The following is a 24,993-nucleotide window of genomic DNA, read 5'->3' on the forward strand; positions in this document are numbered from 1 at the left end:
GTACTGGTAGGCGTGGGTGTGGATCGCCTCTTCGAAGGCCTGGCGCAGGATGTACTGGCGGCATTCCGGGTTGGTGATCAGGCGGTACACGGCCAGGGCCAGGTTGTTGGCGACCAGGGAGTCGGCGGTGGAGAAGAAGCCCAGGTTGCGCATGACGATGCGGCGCTCGTCTTCGGTCAGGCCTTCCGGGTTTTTCCAGAGGGCGATGTCGGCGGTCATGTTGACTTCTTGCGGCATCCAGTGGTTCGCGCAGCCGTCCAGGTACTTCTGCCAGGCCCAGTCGTACTTGAACGGTACGAGTTGGTTGAGGTCGGCACGGCAGTTGATCATGCGCTTTTCGTCGACGGCGACGCGGGCGGCGGAGCCTTCGAGTTCGGCGAGGCCTTCGGCGACGTCGAGCGAATCCAGTGCGGCCTTGGCGCGGGCGACGGCGGCCGAGTCATTGGCGGTCACGGCGCGGGCCTCGAGGGCGGCGGCGCCGCCGGCGCTGTCGAGGCGGTCCAGGGTGGCTTCGGCGGTGTTGCCGGTGGCGGTGGTCTTGGCCGCTACTTCACTGTCTTCTTTGTCGAAATCGTCCCAGCTCAGCATGACGTGTCGTCTCCTGCGTGAGGGCCGGATGCCCGTGTGAAAACCGGTTGTGGGTTTTTCACACGGCCGTACCGGCCGCGTTGGATCTAAAGGAATCGTTTTTTGCAGCAGCTAAGGCAGGCAATAAAACTTGAATTTGTACGGGTGCCGGGAGCCTCTGATGGGCGCAGGTGGCGTCGGACGCTGCTGCGAGGCTCCGGACTGGCTGCGGATCCCTGTAAGGGAATATTGCAGGCCCGTTATAGGGCGGCATTATAGGGAAATTTTTCCCGCCGTGGTGGGGCGAATCCGCGCATGAGGCGGTCAGGAGGGCGGGTTTTTCGGCCGGAGCGAGGGTTTATGGGGCTTTGGCGGCAGAAGATTTTTTTTCGCAAAAATCTCGCGTTTGCGGGTTTGTTCAAAAAACGAACAAAAAAAACGTGTTTTCACTACATGTTGTGTTTTGCAACCCCTTTCGGCATCTGAAAACACAACTGGGCCCGGCCGGAGCCGGGCTGGAATCGACGCTCAGCGCATCGCTGAACGGGCAGCTCCTGTGCGATCCCGGTCAGCCGTTGGAGCAGCCGTTGCCCATGACGCTGTAGCGCAGGATATGACGCTGGCCCTTGGAGTCGTCGTACTCCATTTTCATCGGCACCACTTCACAGACATTCGGCACTTCGCTCATGGACACCACTTTGGCGATGTCCAGGTGGGTGGAGTAAGTGTATTCCTCGATCACCGGTTGTTGCTGCGCGACATCAGTCGGGACCTCGTCTGCCATGGCGGTTGCGCACAGACTGCTGAGGGCCAGAACCAATAAAGCTTTCATTTCAAAGTTACCTTCTTGAGGTCGAGTGGGGGCACGCAACCTTTTTGGGGTTGCGTGTGGAACTTCATTGCTTGGGTTACTTGAAGCGGAGCGTGATTAACGGCCTTCGTGGGGGCTGTAACGTTGTTAATCGCTTTGCCTTGTCGGCGAGGCAGATTTTAGGGAGGCGGGGTGGGGGTAAACAGAGCGGGTTTTGATAAACACCTTTGGCAGATTTCGTAACAATCGCCCGATATCGTGTAAGCGGTGGCTTACCGCAGAGGTGGCCCGCCTGGAAAAACGAGTCGCCGGAATCGCCGGCAGGCCAGCTCCCACAAGGGCTGCGGTTGACTGGGCGGGCTCGGCTGAGGCGCGCTTCGGGATTGTCTGGATGTTTTGTAGGGGCTTGTTACTACCATCGTCGAATGGTTCTATACGGGCGCCCCGGCTACAACAGGGTCATACAAAAACAACTATTACACCGAGGTAGGAAAGATGAGTGCGGCTTCCCTGTATCCCGTTCGCCCTGAAGTTGCGGCCAATACGCTGACCGATGAGGCGACCTACAAAGCCATGTATCAGCAGTCGGTCGTCAACCCGGACGGCTTCTGGCGCGAGCAGGCCAAGCGCCTCGACTGGATCAAGCCTTTCACCACGGTGAAGCAGACCTCCTTCGACGATCACCACGTCGACATCAAGTGGTTCGCCGACGGCACCCTGAACGTTTCCTACAACTGCCTCGACCGCCATCTGGCCGAGCGGGGCGACCAGATCGCGATCATCTGGGAAGGCGACGACCCTTCCGAAAGCCGCAACATCACCTACCGCGAACTGCACGAACAAGTCTGCAAGTTCGCCAACGCCCTGCGCGGCCAGGATGTGCACCGCGGTGACGTGGTCACCATCTACATGCCGATGATCCCCGAAGCCGTGGTCGCCATGCTGGCCTGCACCCGGATCGGCGCGATCCACTCGGTGGTGTTCGGCGGCTTCTCGCCCGAAGCCCTGGCCGGCCGCATCATCGACTGCCGCTCCAAGGTGGTGATCACCGCCGACGAAGGCATCCGCGCCGGCAAGAAGATCCCGCTCAAGGCCAACGTCGACGACGCGCTGACCAACCCGGAAACCAGCAGCATCCAGAAAGTCATCGTGTGCAAGCGCACCGCCGGCGACATCAAGTGGAACCAACACCGTGACATCTGGTACGAAGACCTGATGAAAGTGGCCGGCACCGTGTGCGCGCCGAAGGAGATGGGCGCCGAAGAAGCGCTGTTCATCCTTTATACCTCCGGCTCCACCGGCAAGCCGAAGGGCGTGCAGCACACCACTGGCGGCTACCTGCTGTATGCGGCCATGACCCACGAGCGCGTGTTCGACTACCGTCCGGGGGAAATCTACTGGTGCACCGCCGACGTGGGCTGGGTCACCGGTCACTCCTACATCGTCTACGGTCCGCTGGCCAACGGCGCGACCACGCTGCTGTTCGAAGGCGTGCCGAACTATCCGGACATCACCCGGGTGGCGAAGATCGTCGACAAGCACAAGGTCAATATCCTCTACACCGCTCCGACCGCGATCCGCGCCATGATGGCGTCCGGCACGGCGGCCGTCGAAGGCGCGGACGGCAGCAGCCTGCGCCTGCTCGGTTCGGTGGGCGAGCCGATCAACCCGGAAGCCTGGGACTGGTACTACAAGAACGTCGGCCAGTCCCGCTGCCCGATCGTCGACACCTGGTGGCAGACCGAGACCGGCGGCAACATGATGAGCCCGCTGCCGGGCGCCCATGCCCTCAAGCCGGGTTCGGCGGCACGTCCGTTCTTCGGCGTGGTGCCGGCGCTGGTGGACAACCTGGGCAACATCATCGAGGGCGAGGCCGAGGGCAACCTGGTGATCCTCGATTCGTGGCCGGGCCAGGCGCGCACCCTGTACGGCGATCACGACCGTTTCGTCGACACCTACTTCAAGACCTTCCGCGGCATGTATTTCACCGGTGACGGCGCCCGTCGCGACGCCGACGGCTACTACTGGATCACCGGGCGGGTGGACGACGTGCTCAACGTGTCCGGCCACCGCATGGGCACCGCCGAGATCGAAAGCGCGATGGTCGCCCACCCGAAAGTCGCCGAAGCGGCGGTGGTCGGCGTGCCGCACGACATCAAGGGGCAGGGCATTTATGTCTACGTCACCCTGAAGAACGGCGAGGAGCCGAGCGAGCAACTGCGCCTGGAGCTGAAGAACTGGGTGCGCAAGGAGATCGGCCCGATCGCTTCGCCGGACGTGATCCAGTGGGCGCCGGGGCTGCCGAAGACCCGCTCGGGCAAGATCATGCGCCGGATCCTGCGCAAGATCGCCACGGCGGAGTACGAAGGGCTGGGTGACATCTCGACCCTGGCGGATCCGGGCGTGGTGCAGCATCTGATCGATACCCACAAGACCATGAATGTCGCGTAAGCGGCGGGCCTGATGTGCTGAAAAGCCCCGTCCGGCGCATGCCGGGCGGGGCTTTTTTCTGTCTGCGGGTTCTGGGGTGGGAGGGCTGGCGTCATCGCCGGCAAGCCAGCTCCCACAGGGATTTGTGTTGAAACTGATATCCCAAACCCACCACAGAACCCTGTGGGAGCTGGCTTGCCAGCGATGGCAATCTGTCAGGCAATGAAGTATCTGCTGATATTCCCCAACCAATAATTATCGGTTTCCCCCGTCAGACGCTTCCCGCTGTTACCGGCCTGTCTTCAAGTAACTGAATGTGTAACCGCCGGCTCCGCAACGGGGCGATGGGAAACGCCGCGCCCGGTTTCAGGGCCTCAAAATACCCTGCGCAAAATAAGACGGAACGCTGCGCTTGCCGGATTAGAAGGGTTTGCGAATAATAGGCCCGCAATTTGCAACATAGATCGGTTCACTGTCTTTTGCTCTTGCATGAAATTGCGGAGCTGTCAATCTGCTCAAGCGGGTTTCTCGGTGCATCTGTAATTAGTTGTCGCATTGAAGAAATATCGGCTTCGGGCCTGTCGCTAGAATGCCGATCACTCGCTCGTCGTGGCTCGCGTTTAAACCCCAGGCGGTTTCGCCGGGAAATGTCCGACCGATGCAGCGCCGCTTTCCGATCCACCCATTCGCATATTGGGCTGTCGCTCACTCTGCCGTTTTTGCCCTTTACCGATGGAGTCCCAAGATGAAGAAACTTGTGCTGCTTGGCGCCCTGGCACTGTCCGTGCTGTCCCTGCCATCGTTCGCTGACGAAAAGCCTCTGAAGATCGGTATCGAAGCGGCTTACCCTCCATTCGCCTCCAAGGCCCCGGACGGCAGCATCGTCGGTTTCGACTACGACATCGGCAACGCCCTGTGCGAAGAGATGAAGGTCAAGTGCCAGTGGGTCGAGCAAGAGTTCGACGGCCTGATCCCGGCGCTGAAGGTGCGCAAGATCGACGCGATCCTGTCGTCCATGTCGATCACCGAAGACCGCAAGAAGTCCGTGGACTTCACCAACAAGTACTACAACACCCCGGCCCGCCTGGTCATGAAGGAAGGCACCGCTGTCAGCGACGGCCTGACCGAGCTCAAGGGCAAGAACATCGGCGTGCAGCGCGGCTCCATCCACGAGCGCTTCGCCCGTGAGGTCCTGGCTCCGCTGGGTGCCGAGATCAAGCCGTACGGCTCGCAGAACGAAATCTACCTCGACGTGGCCGCCGGCCGCCTCGACGGCACCGTGGCAGACGCTACCCTGTTGAATGACGGCTTCCTGAAAACCGACGCCGGCAAAGGCTTCGCGTTCGTCGGCCCGCAGTTCACCGACGAGAAGTACTTCGGCGACGGCGTCGGCATCGCCGTGCGCAAGGGTGACGCGCTCAAGGACAAGATCAACACTGCCATCGCGGCCATCCGCGAGAACGGCAAGTACAAGCAGATCCAGGACAAGTACTTCGACTTCGACATTTACGGCAAGTAAGTTCGTCGCACGATCCGTCCGAAATGGCGCAAGCAACAGAATCTCTGCGGTTTGCGCCATTTTTTCATCCCAACTTTCGAGGACCTGAATCATGTTGAAAGGCTACGGGGCTGTCATCCTCGACGGCGCATGGCTGACGCTTCAGCTCGCCTTGTCGTCCATGGCCCTGGCGATCGTTCTCGGCCTGATCGGTGTCGCGCTGCGGCTGTCGCCGGTGCGCTGGCTGGCGTGGCTGGGCGACCTGTACGCCACGGTGATCCGCGGGGTTCCCGACCTGGTGCTGATCCTGCTGATCTTCTACGGCGGCCAGGACATGCTCAACCGCGTGGCGCCAATGCTCGGCTACGACGAATACATCGACCTGAACCCGCTGGCCGCCGGCATCGGCACCCTCGGTTTCATCTTCGGCGCGTACCTGTCGGAAACCTTCCGTGGCGCGTTCATGGCGATTCCCAAGGGGCAGGCCGAAGCGGGCATGGCCTATGGCATGAGCAGCCTGCAGGTGTTTTTCCGGGTGATGGTGCCGCAGATGATCCGTCTGGCGATTCCGGGCTTCACCAACAACTGGCTGGTGTTGACCAAGGCCACCGCGCTGATTTCCGTGGTCGGCCTGCAAGACATGATGTTCAAGGCCAAGCAGGCGGCCGACGCCACCCGCGAGCCTTTCACCTTCTTCCTGGCAGTGGCGGCGATGTACCTGGTGATCACCAGCGTCTCGTTGCTGGCGCTGCGTCACCTCGAGAAGCGCTACTCGGTAGGCGTAAGGGCGGCTGAGCTATGATCTTCGACTACAACGTCATCTGGGAGGCGCTGCCGCTGTACCTCGGCGGGCTGGTGACCACCCTCAAACTGCTCGCGCTGTCGCTGCTGTTCGGCCTGCTCGCGGCGCTGCCGCTGGGCCTGATGCGCGTCTCGAAGAACCCGGTGGTCAACATGACGGCCTGGCTCTACACCTACGTGATCCGCGGCACGCCGATGCTGGTGCAGCTGTTCCTGATCTACTACGGCCTGGCCCAGTTCGAGGCCGTGCGCGAAAGCTTCCTGTGGCCGTGGCTGTCCAGCGCGACGTTCTGCGCCTGCCTGGCCTTCGCGATCAACACCAGCGCCTACACCGCCGAAATCATCGCCGGCAGCCTCAAGGCCACGCCGCACGGCGAGATCGAAGCGGCCAAGGCCGTGGGCATGTCGCGCTTCAAGATGTACAAGCGCATCCTGCTGCCGTCGGCCCTGCGTCGTGCGCTGCCGCAGTACAGCAACGAAGTGATCATGATGCTGCAGACCACAAGCCTGGCGTCCATCGTGACCCTGATCGACATCACCGGCGCGGCCCGCACCGTCAACGCGCAGTTCTACCTGCCGTTCGAGGCGTACATCACCGCCGGCGCGTTCTACCTGTGCCTGACCTTCATCCTGGTGCGCCTGTTCAAGCTGGCCGAGCGTCGCTGGCTGAGCTACCTGGCCCCGCGGAAGCACTGACATGGAACGCATCGACCACGTATTGCCGTGGAGCCACCTGGGCAGCGAGCGCCGGATCTCGGTGTTCCGCTTCGGTGGCGGCGAGCGCAAGGCCTACATCCAGGCCAGCCTGCACGCCGACGAACTGCCGGGCATGCGCACCGCCTGGGAGCTGAAAAAGCGCCTCGGCGAACTCGAAGCCAAAGGCCTGCTCAACGGCGTGATCGAACTGGTGCCGGTGGCCAACCCGCTGGGCCTGGGCCAATTGCTGCAAGGCAATCACCAGGGCCGGTTCGAGGCGGGCAGCGGCAAGAACTTCAACCGCGACTTCGTCGAGTTGAGCGCACCGGTGGCCGCCGCACTGGAAGGGCGGTTGGGCGATGATCCGCACGCCAACGTCCGGTTGATCCGTCAGGCAATGGCCGATCATCTGGCGGCGTTGCCTGAGGCGAACAGCCAACTGCAAGGCATGCAGCGTGTGCTGCTCGGCCACGCCTGCACCGCCGACGTGGTGCTGGACCTGCATTGCGATGCGGAAGCCGCGCTGCACCTGTATGCGTTGCCGCAGCACTGGCCGCAGTGGCGTTCCCTGGCCGCGCACCTGAACGTCAAGGTGGGGCTGCTGGCGGAAGACTCCGGCGGCAGTTCCTTCGACGAAGCCTGTTCGCTGCCGTGGCTGCGCCTGTCGCGCCTGTTCCCGGACGCCTCGATTCCCCTGGCTTGCCTGGCGACGACCATCGAGCTGGGCGGCCAGGCCGACACCGGCCGGTCGCAGGCCGAGGACTGGGCCGAAGGCATCCTGGCGTTCCTCGCCGAACAGGGCCTGATCGGCGGCGAGTGGCCGAAGCCGGCGCACGAGCCCTGCGAGGGCATGCCGTTCGAAGGCACCGAACTGCTGCTGGCGCCGCACCCCGGTGTGGTGAGTTTTTTGCGCAGGCCCGGCGAATGGGTCGAGGCCGGCGACGAGATTTTCGAAGTGATCGACCCTGTGTCCGATCGGGTCAGCACGGTGTGTGCTGGTACGTCCGGGGTGCTGTTTGCCATTGAACGGCTGCGATATGCCCAACCCGGTTTCTGGCTGGCCAAGGTGGCGGGGCGCGAAGCGCTGCGTCACGGGCGCTTGCTCAACGACTGACTGACTGTTTTTGTGAGAACCGACCGCATGTACAAACTTGAAGTCCAAGACCTGCATAAACGCTATGGCAGTCACGAAGTGCTCAAGGGCGTGTCCCTGAAAGCGGCAGCCGGCGATGTGATCAGCATCATCGGCTCCAGTGGCTCCGGCAAAAGTACTTTCCTGCGCTGCATCAACCTGCTCGAGCAGCCGCACGCGGGCAAGATCCTGCTCAACAACGAAGAGCTCAAACTGGTGGCGAACAAGGACGGCGCGCTGAAGGCAGCCGACCCGAAACAGCTGCAGCGCATGCGTTCGCGCCTGTCGATGGTGTTCCAGCACTTCAACCTGTGGTCGCACATGACCGCGCTGGAAAACATCATGGAAGCGCCGGTCCACGTGCTGGGCGTGTCCAAGGCCGAGGCCCGCGAGAAGGCCGAGCACTACCTGAACAAGGTGGGCGTGGCCCATCGCAAGGACGCGTTCCCGGGGCACATGTCCGGCGGCGAGCAGCAGCGTGTGGCGATCGCCCGTGCGCTGGCGATGGAGCCGGAAGTGATGCTGTTCGACGAGCCGACTTCGGCCCTCGACCCGGAACTGGTGGGCGACGTGCTGAAGGTCATGCAGTCCCTGGCCCAGGAAGGCCGCACCATGGTGGTGGTGACCCACGAAATGGGCTTTGCCCGTGAAGTGTCGAACCAGTTGGTGTTCCTGCACAAAGGCCTGGTGGAAGAGAGCGGCAACCCGCGCGAAGTGCTGGTCAATCCGCAGTCGGAGCGGTTGCAGCAATTCCTCTCGGGCAGCCTCAAGTAAACGCTCCCTTTATGCACCACGTTAGTGCATGCTTCGCAGCCTGGATGCTGGCTCATTTCCCCTGTGGGAGCGAGCCTGCTCGCGAAAGCGGCATGTCAGTCACCCTCATCGTTGACTGACCCAACCCTTTCGCGAGCAGGCTCGCTCCCACAATGGATCTGTGTCGGGTTCACGATTACGGGCTAGCATTGGCCCATGCCTTCTTCACCGCTCTTCGTTTCGGATTGCCCGCCCATGACTGCCCATCGAATTGGTTTCCTGATTTGGCCCAGCACTAAAGCCTTGACGCTGGCGCTGGCGGAGGAGGCCTTGCGGGTCGCCCAGCGTGTGCATCCGGAAGTGGTCTATGAGCTGTCTTTCCTGCAGGCCGAACCGCCGAGCGAAGGCGAATGGCAACTGCCCGGCGAACCCTGGTCCGGCAAGCTGGAGAATTTCCAGAAACTGTTCCTGCTCGCCGACGAGCCGCCGGCCGCCCTCGCGCCGACGCTCAGCAGCGCGCTCAAGCAACTGGTGCGTGCCGGCTGCGTGATCGGCGGCCTGTCCGCCGGCGTCTATCCCCTGGCGCAGCTGGGATTGCTCGACGGCTACCGTGCCGCGGTGCATTGGCGCTGGCAGGACGATTTCGCCGAACGCTTTCCCAAGGTCATCGCCACCAGCCATCTGTTCGACTGGGACCGCGACCGTCTGACGGCGTGCGGCGGCATGTCGGTGCTCGACCTGCTGCTGGCGGTGCTGGCCCGTGACCATGGCGCCGAACTGGCCGGCGCGGTCTCCGAGGAGCTGGTGGTCGAGCGCATCCGCGAGGGCGGCGAACGCCAGCGCATTCCGCTGCAGAACCGACTGGGCTCCAGCCATCCGAAGCTCACCCAGGCGGTGCTGCTGATGGAAGCCAACATCGAAGAGCCGCTGACCACCGACGAAATCGCCCAGCACGTGTGCGTGTCCCGCCGGCAGCTGGAGCGCATCTTCAAGCAGTACCTCAACCGCGTACCGAGCCAGTATTACCTGGAGCTGCGCCTGAACAAGGCCCGGCAGATGCTGATGCAGACCAGCAAGTCGATCATCCAGATCGGCCTGTCCTGCGGTTTCTCCTCGGGCCCGCACTTCTCCAGCGCCTACCGCAACTTCTTCGGCGCCACGCCGCGGGAAGACCGCAACCAGCGGCGCAGCAGCAGTCCGTTCGAACTGTCTTCGGTGCCACCCGAGCGCGGTTGATCCGCGCTTGAGGGGGCTCACTCTTCGGTCTCGGAATCCTCGGAGTCCGTGATCTCCATTTCCGTTTGCTCGATGATGGCTTCCACGCCGAAATCGACCGCTGTCGTTCGGAAGTAGGCCGATAGCAGCCGCATGCTTTCCTGGGACAGCGGATTGCCGCGCAACTCAACGATCTCGGCGATTTCCATGGGCAGCTCCAGGATGTCCGGGGGAATTTCGGTGATGGCGTTGTCGGTCAGGCCCACGGTTTCAAGATCCTTGAGTTGAAACAGGCCTTCAGGCAGTTCGGTGAGGCCGCAGTTGTCGAGTTGCACGCTGATCAGGTTCGTCATCTGGCGGATGTCAGGCGTCAGCGACAGCGGGTTGTCGCTCAGTTCCAGATATTTCATGCGGTCCATCTGTGCCAAGGCCAGGGCCGATTGCGGACTTAGCGTGATCAGGCAATCGGGGAGGTTCAGCGAGATCAGTTTGCTCATCCGGAAGACCGGCTCGGGAATGTTCTCCAGGCGAAAGCCGCGAAGGCTCAGGATGCTGAGGTTCGGAAAGCTTTCGAGAAACCGTGAGATGTCGGTGGCAAGGCCTGTCTGGCTGGTCAGGTGGATCATCGATACATGGCGGAAGTCTGCGCGCAGGGCGGGCAACTCTCCGGTGATCCGGGTTTCAAGGCGCAGGATGTGGCCAGGCTGTTCCGGCTCGTCGATATCGTTCAGCTCTGTTTCCCGGCGCCAGCAACGCAGTACGTTTTGCTTGAACTCATCCCGTGCCAAGTGTTCGAGCATCAGTTGCCGGGGGCTGAAGGGCTGGTTGCTCAGGGGGTGAAGGGCAGGCACGTCGGCGGTCCAGGCGGCCAGGTCGAACTCGAGGGTGGTCAGCTCAAGCTCCAGCTGTCCCAGCCGTGCGCGTGCATCGCCCGTTGTGCCTGGCAGCAGGTAAAGGAAGTAGCTGGCCTGATCCCGGTCTATGGCCGGATAAAGGGTCCGCACGCGATGGATGTCGGACTCTTCGGCCAGGATCCTGAAGTTTTGCCCGGTTCGTTGAACGTATTGTCTGAGGTGCTCGCGGGCAGCGGCGGTGAAGGGATTGCCGTTGAGGTCGAAAGCGTTCTGAAGATCGCGCGGCAGGTTGAAGAGGGCTTCGGGCAGTTCCGGTATCCGGTTGCCGTTGAGCAGCGCCGCACTCAGGTGCGGTCGGGTCAATAGGCCGTTCGGCAGTTGGGAGATGCCTGTCCAGGACAGGTTGAGGTGGCTCAGGTCGGGCATCTTGCTCACATCTGGCGTCATTCCCAGGGGGTTGCTGTAAAGGTCCAGTGTGGTCAGGCGGCGCATTTCGGACAATGTGGTTTGAGTCCTGGCGTTGAGGGTGACGGCGCAGTCGCTGAGAATCAGCTCGACGAGATCCGGCGACCGGGAAACGGCGACCGGGAGATGGCCCAGGGGAATGTTGTGCAATGTCAGGTGGCTCAAGCCGGAAAAGCTGCGCAGAAACTCGTGGGCGCCCCGAGTGGTGCCGTTGCTGATGAGTGTCAGGCCGTTGATGGCATTGAAATCGGCGTTGAGCCTCGGCAGGTCACCGATGATCGGCTGAAGAAAGCGAAACTCGATCGAGCCGTTCCCGGTCTCGGCCAACGTCCATTGCCGTCGCCAGCAGTCCGTGAGGTCGACGGTGAACTGTTGGCGGATCCGCTGCTGGAGAGCGCGTTGATCCTGGGTGAGGCTGATGCGCGTGTCCGGTAGGTGGGGTGCAATGGCATTGATCCAGGTGGACAGTGTTCGACGCAGCTCGTCATGTTGGGTGATGAGTTGATGGAGTACCTCCCGGGGGCCGGCCGGATGCCGCTGGATCCGTTCGACAAAGGCGTCGAGCTCTGCGGGTGAGAGGTGAGGAAACAAGGCCTGTGCGTGGTTATGCAGGGTTGGGGCTCCGGAAGGCTTGAGGCGATAGCCGTCGCCTCCACCCAAAAGCCGCATCACCTTCGGATCGTAGGTCTGTTTGAGGATGGGCTGTTGCGCCAGGAGCGTGCGCAATGTCTCGCGGTCTGGAGCGTGTTGGCGCACCTGCCGCCTGAGTGTTTCATCGCGGACGATGTCGGTGCCTAGTGCCAGACGCTCAGGTTCCGGCAGATTTTCCAGCGCCAGCAAGACCAGTCGGCCGGTATCGGGGTTGTCTGCGGTCGACGGCAGTTCCAGCCCTTCATAGGCCCGTGCGATGCGGACCTGCAGGCCCGCCTCCCGGCAGATGTCGGCCAGGCGCGAGGAAACCCTGCCGGTTTTCAGTTGCTGACGTTCCTGTTCGTCCGCCAGGTGTTCGATGGCCTGAGCAAGGCCTTTCGGCAGGCCGGGGCCTGAGTCCATCAGCGCTTGAACGCTGCCGCTCGCGCCGCGCTCCATCAGGCTGTAGCGCTGATCGAACAAGGCCGGGCGGTGGTCGATGGCGAGCTGTCTCAGGGCCTGTCGCAATGTGCGCGCGCGAGCCTCAAGGGCGCCGGGGGCGGTGGGGCGTTCTTCGTTGAGCAACACCTTTGCTTCGCTGTCCGGAAGGCTGAGCAGCAAGGTCTTCAGCAAATCGCCGTCGTGCAGTTTCGCGATGTCGAGCGCTATGAACGACACGTCGGTGGCGGGGCTTTGCCATAGGATCCTGGACGCTCCGTCGATCAGGCGAAACCTCACGTTCGCCGGTCGTGGGCCGTAATCGTCGAGCAGCTTCAACTGCATCACCGGGTCGGCCCTCAGAAAGACCTCCGGTCGTTCGCTGCCGATGGCATCAATGAATGCCTGTATGTCCCGGTCGATCCGCAAGCGCATGAGCGTGTCCTGCAGCAGCGCAGGCATCGGTTCGTTGTTCGCATGCAGTCTTCGCAGCGCGTTTTCGTCGCAGCCGCTGATGCGCAGCATGGACTCGCGCTCGCCTGCCGAAAAGCGCTGCATGTCCGGCCCGAAGCGGCGCAGGAGCGTGTCCCTGTCCCAGTCCAGCGGTTGATCCAGTTCCGTTTGCCAGGCGCCGGCATGATTGTGCCGCAGCGCGGGCTTGTAGGCGTGCGTGCGGGTCGGGTGATCAATGCGGTGCAGGCCGGTGACGGGGTCTTCGCTCACGGCGTAAAGGTTGTTCTCCAGGGGCAGGAGGCATTTGCCCTGATGCCGGTGCAGTCCGAGTGCATCGGGCGTCGAGCCTTTCGGCAGGGTGGCGGGGTGTTCGTAGGTCGTCAGGTCGGGCTGCCAGTAGCGAGTCTGACCGTCGGGGCGCCTTACGACGTTGAACCGATCGATGAAACCGACGATGTCGCGGGGCAGCAGCGTTCGCCATTCGTTGGCCGCCACCATGCCCCCGGCTGCAAAGGCACCGAGCTGAACCGCCGATTCGACGACGCCCATGAAATGTCCGAACGCTTCGCTCGTTTGCCCCTCGGACCATTCGACAAGGCTTTCAAATGTCTGGTCGAGCATCTGGTAGGTCATGTACGCCAGCACAGCCTCGCCCAGCAGCGGCACGAACGGCGCAGCAATGAAGGCGGCGACATTGAGCAGTGTCGAGGCGACGCTCATCAGGGAGTCCCAGAGGGCCCAGCGTTTTTTCCGGTCGGCTGACGCGGTGGAGATGGCGATTGTCCGGGCGTCGTTGAGGATCTTGTCGAGCTTGCTTTGGTGAAGGTGCGTCAGCAGTCCGGTTCTGATCGGGGTGGTCAGCAGCTGCAGGTTCGGGTGCGCAACGGGTTTTTCCCGCCATGTCGGGCGCGGGTCGGGTGGCTGGGCGGGTTGGTGGGCAATGACGGTGAGCCGGTTGTTCAGCGTGGCGAAGAAGCGGCCTCGGTCCTCGTGGCCGATGAAGCGGCTGAAGAACCGTTGATAGTCGGGCTCCCGCAGGCGTCGGGTCAGTTCCTCGGCAAAGGCTGCGCTTGAAGGGTATTGCTTGATCGGGTGCAGGGGATCGTCGGGAATGTAGGCCACCACGCTGACCGTTCCCGGGCTGCGCTCGAGGTCGGGGGCGAACAGGACGATGCCTGTCAGGCGGCTGTCCAGAATCGTCAGTGCGTGGCCGATCCATGGCAGGCTGCCCGATGGCGCGGCCTGCCGGTCTTCGAGCAGGTCCAGCAGCGTCCGGTGGGTCTCGCCGTTCAGCAACGCCTGCATCCGGGCCATGTGCAGCGCGGCGGCGAGCGCTGCGTTCTGGCTTTCCCGGACGCTGGACTTGAGCAGTGCCGCGGTGACGGGATTGCTGATGCCCAGGTTGTCCTCCAGATAGTTCCTGTAGCGCTCACCGATATCCAGCGTCCTGCACAGTTTCGTGAAGGCGGCGATGGGCATTTTCTTGAGAATGTTCGGCAGCGTCTGGAATTGTCCGTTGGCGGTGGGTGGCGTGATGTAGGTGGATTCGGCTTCGAAGGCATCGGGCCGGGTTTCGTCGTTTTCGAAGTTGTGCAATGCCGCGTCCAACAACGATACCGTCCAGGTGCGGGCGCCCCGCGCCTTGATCGGCAACCAGGGAAGGTGTGTAGGCAGGTAGAGGTGCAGCCAGGTGTTGCGCACGTCCAGATCCAGTCCGAAACGGGTCTTCAGCTCGTCCCTGAGCAGCGGTTCGGCGAATGAGTCGGGGTTGGCCAGGCGGGTCAGCGTTTGATCGACGCGGTTCTGGGCCTCCAGGTGCCGGGTCAGCAGTTCGCTCAGTTCGGTGCGCTGGCGGGCCGGGGCGGATTTCAGAGGCGCCGGCATGCCCGGTTTGATGGGGCGCAGCGCGGCGCGCCGGTCGGGGCTCGCCTGGCGCAGCCAGGGGGGAATCGACTCGATCAGTCGGCGATAGTGGAGGTCCGTGCGCAAAACATCGGATGGGGCGGTGACGACAGGGTTGGTATTCATCGGATAAGGAGCCGGTGCCGTTTGATTGGCGGACAGCAGACTCCATCGGCGAACGAGATGTGCGGTACATATGTACCGCACCCGGAAAAACCGCATGGGGTACAAAGGGGCGGGTCTGCCGCAAACCCCTGACGCCGGTTAAACTGCGCCTTTGCGACCCTATTTGTCGCATTGCCGTAAACCCGGGAAAAACCGGGGTTTGCGCTATAAGAAGTTGTCGCTTGGCGACAAGGCCGGGCTGAAAACTGTCCTTACAATCCCCCCATCTCCCGCCAGTTTCAGGCGGGTGTTCCTCATCAGGAGACTCCGATGTCCGTTGAGCACGCTGCGGTACAACGCGCCGATTTCGACCAGGTAATGGTTCCCAACTATGCGCCTGCCGCTTTCATTCCGGTGCGTGGCGAAGGCTCCCGCGTCTGGGACCAGACCGGCCGCGAGCTGATCGACTTCGCCGGCGGGATTGCCGTCAACGTGCTGGGCCATGCGCATCCGGCGCTGGTCGGCGCTCTGACCGAACAGGCGAACAAGCTGTGGCACGTGTCCAACGTGTTCACCAACGAGCCGGCCCTGCGCCTGGCGCACAAGCTGATCGACGCCACCTTCGCCGAGCGCGTGTTCTTCTGCAACTCCGGCGCCGAAGCCAACGAGGCCGCGTTCAAGCTGGCCCGTCGCGTCGCGTTCGACCGTTTCGGCAGCGAGAAGTACGAAATCATCGCCGCGCTGAACAGCTTCCACGGCCGCACCCTGTTCACCGTGAACGTCGGTGGCCAGTCGAAGTACTCCGACGGTTTCGGCCCGAAGATCACCGGCATCACCCATGTGCCGTACAACGATCTGGCGGCCCTGAAGGCCGCCGTCTCCGACAAGACCTGCGCGGTCGTGCTGGAGCCGATCCAGGGCGAGGGCGGCGTGCTGCCGGCCGAGCTGGCCTACCTGCAAGGCGCCCGTGAGCTGTGCGACGCGCACAATGCGCTGCTGGTGTTCGACGAAGTGCAGACCGGCATGGGCCGCAGCGGCAAGCTGTTCGCCTACCAGCATTTCGGCGTGACCCCGGACATCCTCACCAGCGCCAAGAGCCTGGGCGGCGGTTTCCCGATCGCGGCGATGCTGACCACCGAAGCGCTGGCCAAGCACCTGGTCGTCGGCACCCACGGCACCACCTACGGCGGCAACCCGCTGGCGTGCTCGGTGGCCGAGGCGGTGATCGACGTGATCAACACCCCGGAGGTGCTCAACGGCGTCAACGCCAAGCACGACAAGTTCAAGACCCGCCTGGAGCAGATCGGCGAGAAGTACGGCCTGTTCACCCAGGTGCGCGGTCTGGGCCTGCTGATCGGCTGCGTGCTGAGCGAAGCCTGGAAAGGCAAGGCCAAGGACGTGTTCAACGCCGCCGAGCGTGAAGGCCTGATGATCCTGCAGGCCGGCCCGGACGTGATCCGTTTCGCGCCGAGCCTGGTGATCGACGATGCCGACATCGAGCAGGGCCTGGAGCGCTTCGAGCGCGCCGTGGCCAAGCTGACGCAAGCCTGATTGACCCTTCGGCGCCTGACCCTTCGGGCGCCGAACCTGATTTTTGTTTCGGGCCGAAACAAATCGTGGGAGCCAGCCCGCTGGCGATGAGGGCCTGACAGCCAACATCAATGTTGCCTGACGGGACGCAATCGCCAGCGGGCTGGCTCCCACAATTGACTCTGAGTTGGCTCAGGGACGGCCCGGGATTTTTCATCTGTGATTTTCATGAGAGAAAGGAGTGACACCATGCTGGTGATGCGCCCTGCGCAAATGGCTGATCTGGGCGAGGTACAGCGTCTGGCTGCGGACAGTCCGATTGGTGTCACTTCGTTGCCGGATGACGTGGAGCGCCTGAGCGACAAGATCGCCGCCAGCGAAGCGTCGTTCGCCGCCGAGGTCAGCTTCAACGGCGAGGAAAGCTATTTCTTCGTCCTCGAAGACACCGTCGCCGGCAAGCTGGTCGGCTGCTCGGCCATCGTCGCCTCGGCCGGCTACTCCGAGCCGTTCTACAGCTTTCGCAACGAGACCTTCGTGCATGCCTCCCGCGAGCTGAAGATCCACAACAAGATCCACGTGCTTTCGCAGTGCCACGACCTGACCGGCAACAGCCTGCTGACCAGTTTCTACGTGCAGCGCGACCTGGTGGGTTCGCCGTGGGCCGAGCTCAATTCCCGTGGCCGCCTGCTATTCGTCGCCAGCCATCCGGAGCGCTTCGCCGATTCGGTGGTGACCGAGATCGTCGGCTACAGCGACGAAAACGGCGACTCGCCGTTCTGGGACGCCATCGGCCGCAACTTCTTCGACCTGAACTACGCAGAGGCCGAGCGCCTGTGCGGCCTCAAGAGCCGCACGTTCTTGGCCGAACTGATGCCGCACTATCCGATCTACGTGCCGCTGCTGCCGGACTCCGCCCAGGAGGCGATGGGCCAGGTGCACCCGCGTGCGCAGATCACCTTCGACATCCTGATGCGCGAAGGCTTCGAGACCGATCATTACATCGACATTTTCGACGGCGGCCCGACCCTGCACGCCCGCGTTTCGGGGATCCGCTCGATCGCCCAGAGCCGCGTGGTGCCGGTGAAGATCGGCGAGGCGGTCAAGGGCGCAGGACGCCAGTACCTGGTGGCCAATGCGCAGTTGCAGGATTACCGCGCCGTGTTGCTGGAGCTGGACTACGCGCCCGGCAAACCGGTGACCCTGGACCTGGAGGCGGCAGAAGCCCTGGGCGTCGGCGAGGGCGCCAGCGTGCGCCTGGTGGCGGTTTAAGGTCCGCGCCCTGCAAACATCTGGAAAGCAGCGAAGTTTCGCGGGTGGCGTTGGCGGCCCGTTTGAGGAGATAGCATGATCGTTCGTCCCGTACGCAGCAGCGATTTACCCGCTCTGATCGACCTGGCCCGCAGCACCGGCACCGGCCTGACCACCTTGCCGGCCAACGAAGAGCGCCTGACCCACCGGGTCGGCTGGGCCGAGAAGACCTTTCGCGGCGAAGCCGGCCGCGGCGATGCGGACTACCTGTTCGTGCTCGAGGACGACAACGGCCGCGTGGTGGGCATCTCCGCCATCGCCGGCGCCGTCGGCCTGCGTGAGCCGTGGTACAACTTCCGGGTCGGCCTGACCGTCAGCGCCTCCCAGGAGCTGAACATCTACCGCGAGATTCCGACCCTGTTCCTGGCCAACGACCTGACCGGCAACTCCGAGCTGTGCTCGCTGTTCCTGCACGCCGACTACCGCACCGGCCTCAACGGCCGCATGCTGTCCAAGGCGCGCATGCTGTTCATCGCCGAGTTCCCGCAGCTGTTCGGCAACAAGATCATCGCCGAGATGCGCGGCGTGTCCGACGGCGCGGGCCGTTCGCCGTTCTGGGAAAGCCTGGGCCGGCACTTCTTCAAGATGGAATTCAGCCAGGCCGACTACCTGACCGGCGTCGGCAACAAGGCGTTCATCGCCGAACTGATGCCGAAATTCCCGCTGTACACCTGCTTCCTGTCCGAGGACGCGCGCGCCGTGATCGGCCAGGTGCACCCGGACACCGAGCCGGCACTGGCGATGCTCAAGGGCGAAGGCTTCAGCTATCAGGGCTACGTCGACATCTTCGACGCAGGCCCCGCCATCGAATGCGAAACCGGCAAGATCCGCGCGGTGCGCGACAGCCAGGCGCTGGTGCTGGCGGTGGGCACGCCGGGCGACGACGCCACGCCGTTCATCATCCATAACCGCAAGCGCGAGGACTGCCGGATCACGGCCGCTCCCGCGCGTCTGGCCGCCGGTACCCTGGTGGTCGACCCGCTGACCGCCAAACGTCTACAACTCAACGCCGGCGACCAGGTGCGCGCCGTTCCGTTGTCCGCAGCCCGGGAGTCGAAACAATGAATTCGCTATACATCGCAGGTGAGTGGCTGGCCGGTCAGGGCGACGCGTTCGAGTCGCTGAACCCGGTGACCCAGCAAGTGCTGTGGTCGGGCCAGGGCGCCACCGCAGCCCAGGTCGATGCGGCCGTGCAGGCCGCGCGCCAGGCGTTCCCGGCCTGGGCCAAGCGTTCGCTGGAGGAGCGCATCGGCGTGCTCGAGGCGTTCGCCGCCACCCTGAAAAGCCACAGCGACGAACTGGCCCGCGCCATCGGCGAGGAAACCGGCAAGCCCCTGTGGGAAGCGGCGACCGAAGTCACCAGCATGGTCAACAAGATCGCGATCTCGGTGCAGAGCTACCGCGAGCGCACCGGCGAGAAGAGCGGCCCCCTGGGCGACGCCACCGCCGTCTTGCGCCACAAGCCCCACGGCGTGGTGGCGGTGTTCGGCCCTTACAACTTCCCCGGCCATTTGCCGAACGGGCACATCGTGCCGGCGCTGCTGGCCGGCAACAGCGTGCTGTTCAAGCCGAGCGAACTGACGCCGAAGGTCGCCGAGCTCACGGTCAAGTGCTGGATCGAAGCCGGCCTGCCGGCCGGTGTGCTGAACCTGCTGCAAGGCGCCCGTGAAACCGGCATCGCCCTGGCGGCCAACCCCGGCATCGACGGCCTGTTCTTCACCGGCTCCAGCCGCACCGGCAATCACCTGCACCAGCAGTTCGCCGGACGCCCGGACAAGATCCTCGCCCTGGAGATGGGCGGCAACAACCCGCTGGTGGTGGATCAGGTCGCCGATCTGGACGCCGCGGTCTACACCATCATCCAGTCGGCGTTCATTTCCGCCGGCCAGCGCTGCACCTGCGCCCGCCGTCTGCTGGTGCCGCAAGGCGCCTGGGGCGACAGCCTGCTGGCGCGCCTGGTGGCGGTGACCTCGACGATCGAGGTCGGCGCGTTCGACCGCCAGCCGGCGCCGTTCATGGGCTCGGTGATTTCCCTGGGCGCGGCCAAGGCCCTGATGGATGCCCAGGCGCATCTGCTGGCCAACGGCGCCGTGTCGCTGCTGGCGATGACCCAGCCGCAGGCGCAGTCGGCATTGTTGACGCCGGGCATCCTCGACGTGACCGCAGTGGCCGAGCGTCCGGACGAAGAACTGTTCGGCCCGCTGCTGCAAGTGATCCGCTACGCCGATTTCGACGCGGCCATCGCCGAGGCCAACGACACGGCCTACGGCCTGGCGGCGGGCTTGCTGTCGGATTCCGAGGCGCGTTACCAGCAGTTCTGGCTGGAAAGCCGTGCCGGCATCGTCAACTGGAACAAGCAGCTGACCGGCGCCGCGAGCAGCGCACCGTTCGGCGGCGTCGGCGCATCGGGCAACCACCGCGCCAGCGCCTACTACGCGGCGGACTACTGCGCCTACCCGGTGGCCTCGCTCGAAACCCCGGATCTGGTGCTGCCGGCGGCCCTGACGCCGGGCGTGAAGATGGCGTGATGCCCATCGCCGGCAGGCCGGCTCCCACGGGATCGATGCAGGGCACATGGGTGCACACACCTGCCGACCTGTGGGAGCGGGCTTGCCCGCGAAGGCCGCGCCGCGGTCTCGACACTTTGTAACCGAAGCCTATAACAACAGATTCTCGTGGAGCCTCGCTGATGAAATCCTGTGAAGTCAATTTTGACGGTCTAGTGGGGCCGACCCACAACTACGGCGGCCTGTCCTACGGCAACGTCGCCTCCCAAAGCAACAGTCAGCAGTCCTCCAATCCCAAGGAAGCCGCGCTGCAGGGCCTGGCGAAGATGAAGGCGCTGATGGATATGGGCTTTGTCCAGGGCGTGCTGGCGCCGCAGGAACGTCCGGACGTGGCTGCCCTGCGCCGTCTGGGCTTCGGCGGCACCGATGCCCAGGTGATCGAGCGCGCCGCCAAAGAAGCGATGCCGCTGCTGGTCGCCAGTTGCTCGGCGTCGAGCATGTGGGTGGCCAACGCCGCCACGGTCAGCCCGAGCGCCGACACCGCCGACGGCCGCGTGCATTTCACCGCCGCCAACCTCAACTGCAAGTACCACCGCAGCATCGAACACCCGACCACCAGCCGCGTGCTGGGGGCGATGTTCGCCGACCAGCAGCACTTCGCCCATCACGCCGCCTTGCCGGCGGTGGCGCAGTTCGGCGACGAAGGCGCGGCCAACCACACCCGTTTCTGCCGTGAATACGGCGAGGCCGGCGTCGAGTTCTTCGTGTTCGGCCGCAGCGCGTTCGACACCCGCTACCCGGCGCCGCAGAAGTACCCGGCGCGCCAGACCCTCGAAGCGTCCCAGGCGGTCGCCCGCCTGCACGGCCTGCGCGACGACGGCGTGGTCTACGCCCAGCAGAACCCGGCGGTGATCGACCAGGGCGTGTTCCACAACGACGTGATCGCGGTGGGCAACGGCGAGGTGCTGTTCTATCACGAGGACGCGTTCCTGGAGACCGAGCAGATGCTGGCCGAGCTGCAGGCCAAGCTCGCCAAGGTCGGCGGCAAGTTCCAGTCGATCTGCGTGCCGCGTTCGGCGGTCACCGTGGATGACGCGGTGCGCTCCTACCTGTTCAACAGTCAGTTGCTGTCGCGCCCTGACGGCTCGATGCTGCTGATCGTGCCGGAAGAGTGCCGCGGCAACGAGCGCGTCTGGAACTACCTGCAAAGCCTGACCGGCTCCGGCGGCCCGGTTCGCGAGGTCAAGGTCTTCGACCTGAAGCAAAGCATGCAGAACGGCGGCGGCCCCGCTTGCCTGAGGCTGCGTGTCGCACTCAACGAAACCGAACTGGCGGCGGTCAATCCAGGGGTTATCATGACGGCACCGTTGTACGGTTCGTTGACCGCATGGGTTGAAAAGCACTACCGCGACCGTCTGACCGAAAACGATCTGGCGGATCCGCAATTGCTGCTTGAATGCCGGACGGCACTGGATGAACTGACGCAAATCCTTAAACTGGGCGCGGTTTATCCATTCCAGATCAATTGATGGCCGGTGCGCCGCTTTCGCGCGGCGCACGGCTTCATCTCCCAAGAGAGCGTAAACATGAGTGATTCCCTGCAGCTGATCCTTGAAGACACCGACGGCACGCAACTGCAAACCTCCTGCACCCGCGTCGCGGTCATGTGGCAAGGCAAGGAGCTGTGGATCCAGCAGGACGGCCGCGGCCAGCTGCTGATCGGCGTCGACGTCGAAGAAGACGACGAAGAGTACGCCAACCTGCTGCTGCGCCCGTTGGCGACTAATCTGGTAAGTCTGCAACTGGAAATGGAACCGGCCGACCTCGGTGGCGAGGAGCATGTGCACGGCCCGGACTGTAACCACGACCACTAAGGAAACCGCTCTATGCTCGCCCTCGGCAAACTGCTTGAACTGACCCTCGCCGGCCGCGAACCGGCGGAGAAGACTCAACTGACTGTCGAAGGCGTGCGCATGCGCTGGTTGAGCGAGGGCGCGCTGGAAGTGCGGCCGCCCGAGGCGCGCGACAACGGCCTGGACCTGCTGCTGTCGGCAGGGATCCACGGCAACGAGACCGCGCCGATCGAATTGCTCGACCGTCTGTTGCATGACATCGCCCGCGGCGACCTGAAGCCGCGCGCACGCATTCTGTTCCTGTTCGGCAACCCGGAAGCGATCCGCAAGGGCGAGCGCTTCATCGAGCAGGACGTCAACCGGCTGTTCAACGGCCGTCACGAACAAAGCAGCGGCTGCGAAGCCCTGCGCGCCTGCGAGCTGGAACGGCTGGCGGCGAGTTTCTTCAGCCTGCCGGGCCGTCAGCGCCTGCACTATGACCTGCACACCGCGATCCGCGGCTCGAAGATCGAGCAGTTCGCCCTGTATCCGTGGAAAGAAGGGCGCCAGCACTCCCGGCGCGAACTGGCCCGGCTGCGGGCGGCGGGCATGGAGGCGGTGCTGCTGCAGAACAAGCCGTCGATCGTGTTCAGCTCGTACACCTACGACAAGCTCGGCGCCGAGTCCTTCACCCTTGAGCTGGGCAAGGCCCGGCCGTTCGGGCAGAACGCCGGGGTCAACGTGTCGCTGCTGGAAAACCGCCTGAAGCAGATCATCGAGGGCAACGAGCCCGAACAGGCGCAAGAAGGGCTGGACGGCCTGCAGCTGTTCAGCGTGGCCCGGGAGATCATCAAGCACAGCGATGCCTTCCGCCTGAACCTGCCGGCGGACATCGAGAACTTTTCGGAACTGGACATGGGTTATGTGCTGGCCGAAGACCTGGCCAATACCCGCTGGATCATCGAAGAGCAGGGCGCCCGGATCATCTTCCCCAACCCCAAGGTCAAGAACGGCCTGCGCGCCGGCATCCTGATCGTGCCGACCACGGACGATCAGCTGGCCTGATCACGCCGCAGGAGCGCTGCTGGGCCCCGCATGGGGCTCTGGCCATTCATTGAATCCGGGGGAACACCGCAAACCCTGTGGGAGCTGGCTTGCCAGCGAATTGGCCAGCCCATCCGACACCGATGGCGGCTGACCCGCCGCCTTCGCCAGCAGGCTGGCTCCCACAGGTTTCGGCGCTTAGACCGCTACGGCACGCGGCTCGCTGCGGCGCAGCGCACGGATCTTCAGCAGCGTGTCGGCGCAGGTCTTCGCCGCTTCCTGACCCTTGTGCACGAAGTGCTCGAAGAAGAACTTCTGGTGCTCTTCGCCGGCATGGAAGTGGTGCGGGGTCAGGGACACCGAGAACACCGGCACTTCGGTTTCCAGCTGAACCTGCATCAGGCCGCTGACGACCGATTGGGCGACGAACTCGTGACGGTAGATCCCGCCGTCCACCACCAGGGCGGCCGCGACGATACCGGCATAACGACCGGTCTTGGCCAGCAGCTTGGCGTGCAGAGGCATTTCGAACGCGCCGCCGACCTCGAAGAAATCGATGTCCGATTCCTGGTAGCCCTGGGCGATCATTTCGGCGACGAAGCCTTTACGGCTCTGGTCGACGATTTCCTTGTGCCAGCAGGCCTGGATGAACGCGACGCGCTCGCCCTGCGGGTGTTTGGCTTTGCTGTCGATAGCGGTGGGTTGCATGTTCTGACTCCTGTTTGTGTGAAAAACAGGGCGATATGAATCGAAAGGGATCAAGGGTACGCGCGCGCAAGCACGCAGACGGCCCTTTGGCGTCAATCCCGTTCTCTCTTCATCCGGACTGTGACCGTCGGCCCCGGAATCGCACCGGGTCTGCTGACCTTGCCGTCGGGCACAACCTGAACCGTGCCTGCCGCCAAGCGCTCGCGGGCTATGCGCGTTGCGCGCAATTACCGCCGGTGGGGAATTGCACCCCGCCCTGAGAACGTTGTGCCGCCCTTTGTCGGGCGGCGCAGCGTTTGTAACACAGTTCCTTTGGCGATGCATTGCGCCTTTGTGATGATTGCCATCGAATTTTTCGCTTCAAGCGGCGACTTTTCCTTGCCCAAGGGTTGATTAATCCGCGCCATGCCCGCAGTAATTCCGATACGAAAAGGGATTTCCCCTGCTGACTTGAGGCCAGGTTCATGAGCGTTATCGATCTTCGCAGCGACACCGTCACCCAACCGTCTCCCGCAATGCTTGAAGCAATGGCCCGTGCGGCCACCGGTGACGATGTGTATGGCGAGGATCCGACGGTCAACCGTCTGGAAACCGAACTGGCAGAACGGCTGGGGTTTGCCGCGGCGCTGTTCGTGCCGACCGGCACCATGAGCAACCTGCTGGGGCTGATGGCCCATTGCGGGCGCGGCGACGAATACATCGTCGGCCAGCAGGCGCACACCTACAAGTACGAGGGCGGCGGCGCGGCGGTGCTCGGCTCGATCCAGCCGCAGCCGCTGGAGGTGCAGGCCGACGGCTCGCTGGATCTGGAGCAGGTGGCCGCCGCGATCAAGCCCGATGACTTCCACTTCGCCCGCACGCGCCTGCTGGCGCTGGAAAACACCATGCAAGGCAAGGTGTTGCCGCTGGAGTACCTGGCACGGGCCCGAAGCTTCACCCAGGAACACGGCCTGGCCCTGCACCTGGACGGCGCGCGCCTGTACAACGCGGCGGTCAAGCTGGGCGTCGATGCCCGTGAGATCACCCGGCATTTCGATTCGGTCTCGGTGTGCCTGTCCAAGGGCCTCGGTGCGCCGGTCGGTTCGGTGCTGTGCGGCTCGGCCGAGCTGATCGGCAAGGCCCGCCGGTTGCGCAAGATGGTCGGCGGCGGCATGCGCCAGGCCGGTCTGCTGGCGGCGGCGGGGCTGTACGCGCTGGAGCACAACGTCGCGCGCCTGGCGGACGACCACGCCAACGCCGAGCTGCTGGCCGACGGGCTGCGTAACGCCGGGTTTTCCGTCGAGCCGGTGCAGACCAACATGGTCTACGTGCAGA

At 63.8% G+C, this 24,993-nt stretch carries 20 protein-coding genes and 1 riboswitch; of the genes, 15 read left to right on the forward strand and 5 right to left on the reverse strand.

The annotated features are described in order from the left end of the window. Positions 1-588: ribonucleotide-diphosphate reductase subunit beta (locus ACIP0B_RS22460; protein WP_400836130.1), on the reverse strand; the 588-nt coding region annotated here is incomplete at its 3' end. A gap of 547 nt (positions 589-1,135) precedes the next feature. Further along, positions 1,136-1,399 carry a DUF2790 domain-containing protein gene (locus ACIP0B_RS22465; protein WP_085578243.1) on the reverse strand — a complete coding sequence of 88 codons (264 nt, stop codon included), beginning with the start codon at positions 1,397-1,399 and terminating at the stop codon, positions 1,136-1,138. 474 nt (positions 1,400-1,873) lie between these two features. On the opposite strand from ACIP0B_RS22465, the gene acs reads away from it, so the two are divergent. The 7 genes from acs to argR all read left to right on the forward strand — a co-directional run bounded on the left by acs (position 1,874) and on the right by argR (position 9,924). Further along, positions 1,874-3,829, forward strand: coding sequence for an acetate--CoA ligase (gene acs / locus ACIP0B_RS22470; RefSeq protein WP_400836132.1), 1,956 nt, complete (start codon positions 1,874-1,876; stop codon positions 3,827-3,829). Positions 3,830-4,553: 724 nt separating this feature from the next. Beyond that, complete coding sequence (locus ACIP0B_RS22475) at positions 4,554-5,327, forward strand: ABC transporter substrate-binding protein (RefSeq protein ID WP_085578241.1); 774 nt, start codon at positions 4,554-4,556, stop codon at positions 5,325-5,327. A gap of 91 nt (positions 5,328-5,418) precedes the next feature. Further along, positions 5,419-6,108 carry an ABC transporter permease gene (locus ACIP0B_RS22480; RefSeq protein WP_085578240.1) on the forward strand — a complete coding sequence of 230 codons (690 nt, stop codon included), beginning with the start codon at positions 5,419-5,421 and terminating at the stop codon, positions 6,106-6,108. After that, on the forward strand, positions 6,105-6,803 hold the full coding sequence (locus tag ACIP0B_RS22485) for an ABC transporter permease (protein ID WP_400836135.1): 699 nt from the start codon (positions 6,105-6,107) through the stop codon (positions 6,801-6,803). Before ACIP0B_RS22480 ends, ACIP0B_RS22485 begins: the two co-directional genes overlap by 4 nt. Position 6,804: 1 nt before the next feature. Then, a complete protein-coding gene (locus ACIP0B_RS22490; protein ID WP_400836137.1) occupies positions 6,805-7,917 on the forward strand; it encodes a M14 family metallopeptidase in 1,113 nt (370 codons plus the stop codon). Between the two features lie 27 nt (positions 7,918-7,944). Further along, a complete protein-coding gene (locus tag ACIP0B_RS22495) occupies positions 7,945-8,709 on the forward strand; it encodes an ABC transporter ATP-binding protein (RefSeq protein ID WP_085578237.1) in 765 nt (254 codons plus the stop codon). A gap of 234 nt (positions 8,710-8,943) precedes the next feature. Further along, complete coding sequence (gene argR / locus ACIP0B_RS22500) at positions 8,944-9,924, forward strand: transcriptional regulator ArgR (RefSeq protein ID WP_400836139.1); 981 nt, start codon at positions 8,944-8,946, stop codon at positions 9,922-9,924. A gap of 17 nt (positions 9,925-9,941) precedes the next feature. On the opposite strand, the gene ACIP0B_RS22505 is transcribed toward argR, so the two are convergent. Next, positions 9,942-14,771: a dermonecrotic toxin domain-containing protein gene (locus ACIP0B_RS22505; protein ID WP_400836141.1), complete on the reverse strand. Its 4,830-nt coding sequence runs from the start codon at positions 14,769-14,771 to the stop codon at positions 9,942-9,944. 309 nt (positions 14,772-15,080) lie between these two features. Between ACIP0B_RS22505 and ACIP0B_RS22510 the strand changes: the two genes are divergently transcribed. The 7 genes from ACIP0B_RS22510 (at position 15,081) to astE (ending at position 22,992) form a co-directional block, all read left to right on the forward strand. Next, the gene (locus ACIP0B_RS22510; RefSeq protein ID WP_400836143.1) at positions 15,081-16,301 is read left to right on the forward strand and encodes an aspartate aminotransferase family protein; all 1,221 of its coding nucleotides are present in this window, start codon (positions 15,081-15,083) and stop codon (positions 16,299-16,301) included. Positions 16,302-16,529: 228 nt separating this feature from the next. Continuing rightward, positions 16,530-17,549 carry an arginine/ornithine succinyltransferase subunit alpha gene (gene aruF / locus ACIP0B_RS22515; RefSeq protein WP_400836145.1) on the forward strand — a complete coding sequence of 340 codons (1,020 nt, stop codon included), beginning with the start codon at positions 16,530-16,532 and terminating at the stop codon, positions 17,547-17,549. 75 nt (positions 17,550-17,624) lie between these two features. Continuing rightward, a complete protein-coding gene (astA, locus tag ACIP0B_RS22520) occupies positions 17,625-18,653 on the forward strand; it encodes an arginine N-succinyltransferase (RefSeq protein ID WP_400836147.1) in 1,029 nt (342 codons plus the stop codon). Beyond that, positions 18,650-20,116: a succinylglutamate-semialdehyde dehydrogenase gene (gene astD, locus ACIP0B_RS22525; protein WP_400836149.1), complete on the forward strand. Its 1,467-nt coding sequence runs from the start codon at positions 18,650-18,652 to the stop codon at positions 20,114-20,116. The genes astA and astD overlap by 4 nt, the downstream gene beginning before the upstream one ends. 161 nt (positions 20,117-20,277) lie before the next feature. Next, entirely contained in the window at positions 20,278-21,624 is a 1,347-nt protein-coding gene (gene astB / locus ACIP0B_RS22530) for an N-succinylarginine dihydrolase (RefSeq protein ID WP_217890935.1), read from the forward strand. A gap of 57 nt (positions 21,625-21,681) precedes the next feature. After that, on the forward strand, positions 21,682-21,969 hold the full coding sequence (locus tag ACIP0B_RS22535; protein ID WP_085578230.1) for a topoisomerase II: 288 nt from the start codon (positions 21,682-21,684) through the stop codon (positions 21,967-21,969). Positions 21,970-21,981: 12 nt separating this feature from the next. Further along, the gene (gene astE / locus ACIP0B_RS22540) at positions 21,982-22,992 is read left to right on the forward strand and encodes a succinylglutamate desuccinylase (protein ID WP_400836151.1); all 1,011 of its coding nucleotides are present in this window, start codon (positions 21,982-21,984) and stop codon (positions 22,990-22,992) included. A gap of 177 nt (positions 22,993-23,169) precedes the next feature. Here the strand turns inward: astE and ACIP0B_RS22545 are convergent, their stop codons facing one another. Both ACIP0B_RS22545 and ACIP0B_RS22550 read right to left on the reverse strand, forming a co-directional pair. Next, positions 23,170-23,679 carry a 6,7-dimethyl-8-ribityllumazine synthase gene (locus ACIP0B_RS22545; RefSeq protein WP_400836153.1) on the reverse strand — a complete coding sequence of 170 codons (510 nt, stop codon included), beginning with the start codon at positions 23,677-23,679 and terminating at the stop codon, positions 23,170-23,172. A 96-nt stretch (positions 23,680-23,775) separates the two neighbouring features. After that, a riboswitch (FMN riboswitch) is annotated at positions 23,776-23,947 on the reverse strand. Then, positions 23,907-24,182: a hypothetical protein gene (locus tag ACIP0B_RS22550; RefSeq protein WP_400836157.1), complete on the reverse strand. Its 276-nt coding sequence runs from the start codon at positions 24,180-24,182 to the stop codon at positions 23,907-23,909. It overlaps the preceding riboswitch by 41 nt. On the opposite strand from ACIP0B_RS22550, the gene ltaE reads away from it, so the two are divergent. Next, the coding region (gene ltaE / locus ACIP0B_RS22555; RefSeq protein WP_400836155.1) for a low-specificity L-threonine aldolase at positions 24,144-24,993 on the forward strand (850 nt) is incomplete at its 3' end. The genes ACIP0B_RS22550 and ltaE overlap by 39 nt on opposite strands.

It is taken from the genome of Pseudomonas sp. NPDC089534 (assembly GCF_044749305.1).
Taxonomy (GTDB): Bacteria; Pseudomonadota; Gammaproteobacteria; order Pseudomonadales; family Pseudomonadaceae; genus Aquipseudomonas; species Aquipseudomonas ekonensis.

Bases quoted from the DNA above. Each gene is read 5' to 3' on its own strand.
- astB (WP_217890935.1), top strand. From the start codon at position 20,278: ATGAAATCCTGTGAAGTCAATTTTGACGGTCTAGTGGGGCCGACCCAC.
- ACIP0B_RS22465 (WP_085578243.1), bottom strand. From the start codon at position 1,399: ATGAAAGCTTTATTGGTTCTGGCCCTCAGCAGTCTGTGCGCAACCGCC.
- ACIP0B_RS22545 (WP_400836153.1), bottom strand. From the start codon at position 23,679: ATGCAACCCACCGCTATCGACAGCAAAGCCAAACACCCGCAGGGCGAG.
- ACIP0B_RS22490 (WP_400836137.1), top strand. From the start codon at position 6,805: ATGGAACGCATCGACCACGTATTGCCGTGGAGCCACCTGGGCAGCGAG.
- ACIP0B_RS22480 (WP_085578240.1), top strand. From the start codon at position 5,419: ATGTTGAAAGGCTACGGGGCTGTCATCCTCGACGGCGCATGGCTGACG.
- ACIP0B_RS22495 (WP_085578237.1), top strand. From the start codon at position 7,945: ATGTACAAACTTGAAGTCCAAGACCTGCATAAACGCTATGGCAGTCAC.
- astD (WP_400836149.1), top strand. From the start codon at position 18,650: ATGAATTCGCTATACATCGCAGGTGAGTGGCTGGCCGGTCAGGGCGAC.
- ACIP0B_RS22475 (WP_085578241.1), top strand. From the start codon at position 4,554: ATGAAGAAACTTGTGCTGCTTGGCGCCCTGGCACTGTCCGTGCTGTCC.
- aruF (WP_400836145.1), top strand. From the start codon at position 16,530: ATGCTGGTGATGCGCCCTGCGCAAATGGCTGATCTGGGCGAGGTACAG.
- astE (WP_400836151.1), top strand. From the start codon at position 21,982: ATGCTCGCCCTCGGCAAACTGCTTGAACTGACCCTCGCCGGCCGCGAA.
- argR (WP_400836139.1), top strand. From the start codon at position 8,944: ATGACTGCCCATCGAATTGGTTTCCTGATTTGGCCCAGCACTAAAGCC.
- acs (WP_400836132.1), top strand. From the start codon at position 1,874: ATGAGTGCGGCTTCCCTGTATCCCGTTCGCCCTGAAGTTGCGGCCAAT.
- astA (WP_400836147.1), top strand. From the start codon at position 17,625: ATGATCGTTCGTCCCGTACGCAGCAGCGATTTACCCGCTCTGATCGAC.
- ACIP0B_RS22510 (WP_400836143.1), top strand. From the start codon at position 15,081: ATGTCCGTTGAGCACGCTGCGGTACAACGCGCCGATTTCGACCAGGTA.
- ACIP0B_RS22505 (WP_400836141.1), bottom strand. From the start codon at position 14,771: ATGAATACCAACCCTGTCGTCACCGCCCCATCCGATGTTTTGCGCACG.
- ACIP0B_RS22485 (WP_400836135.1), top strand. From the start codon at position 6,105: ATGATCTTCGACTACAACGTCATCTGGGAGGCGCTGCCGCTGTACCTC.
- ACIP0B_RS22535 (WP_085578230.1), top strand. From the start codon at position 21,682: ATGAGTGATTCCCTGCAGCTGATCCTTGAAGACACCGACGGCACGCAA.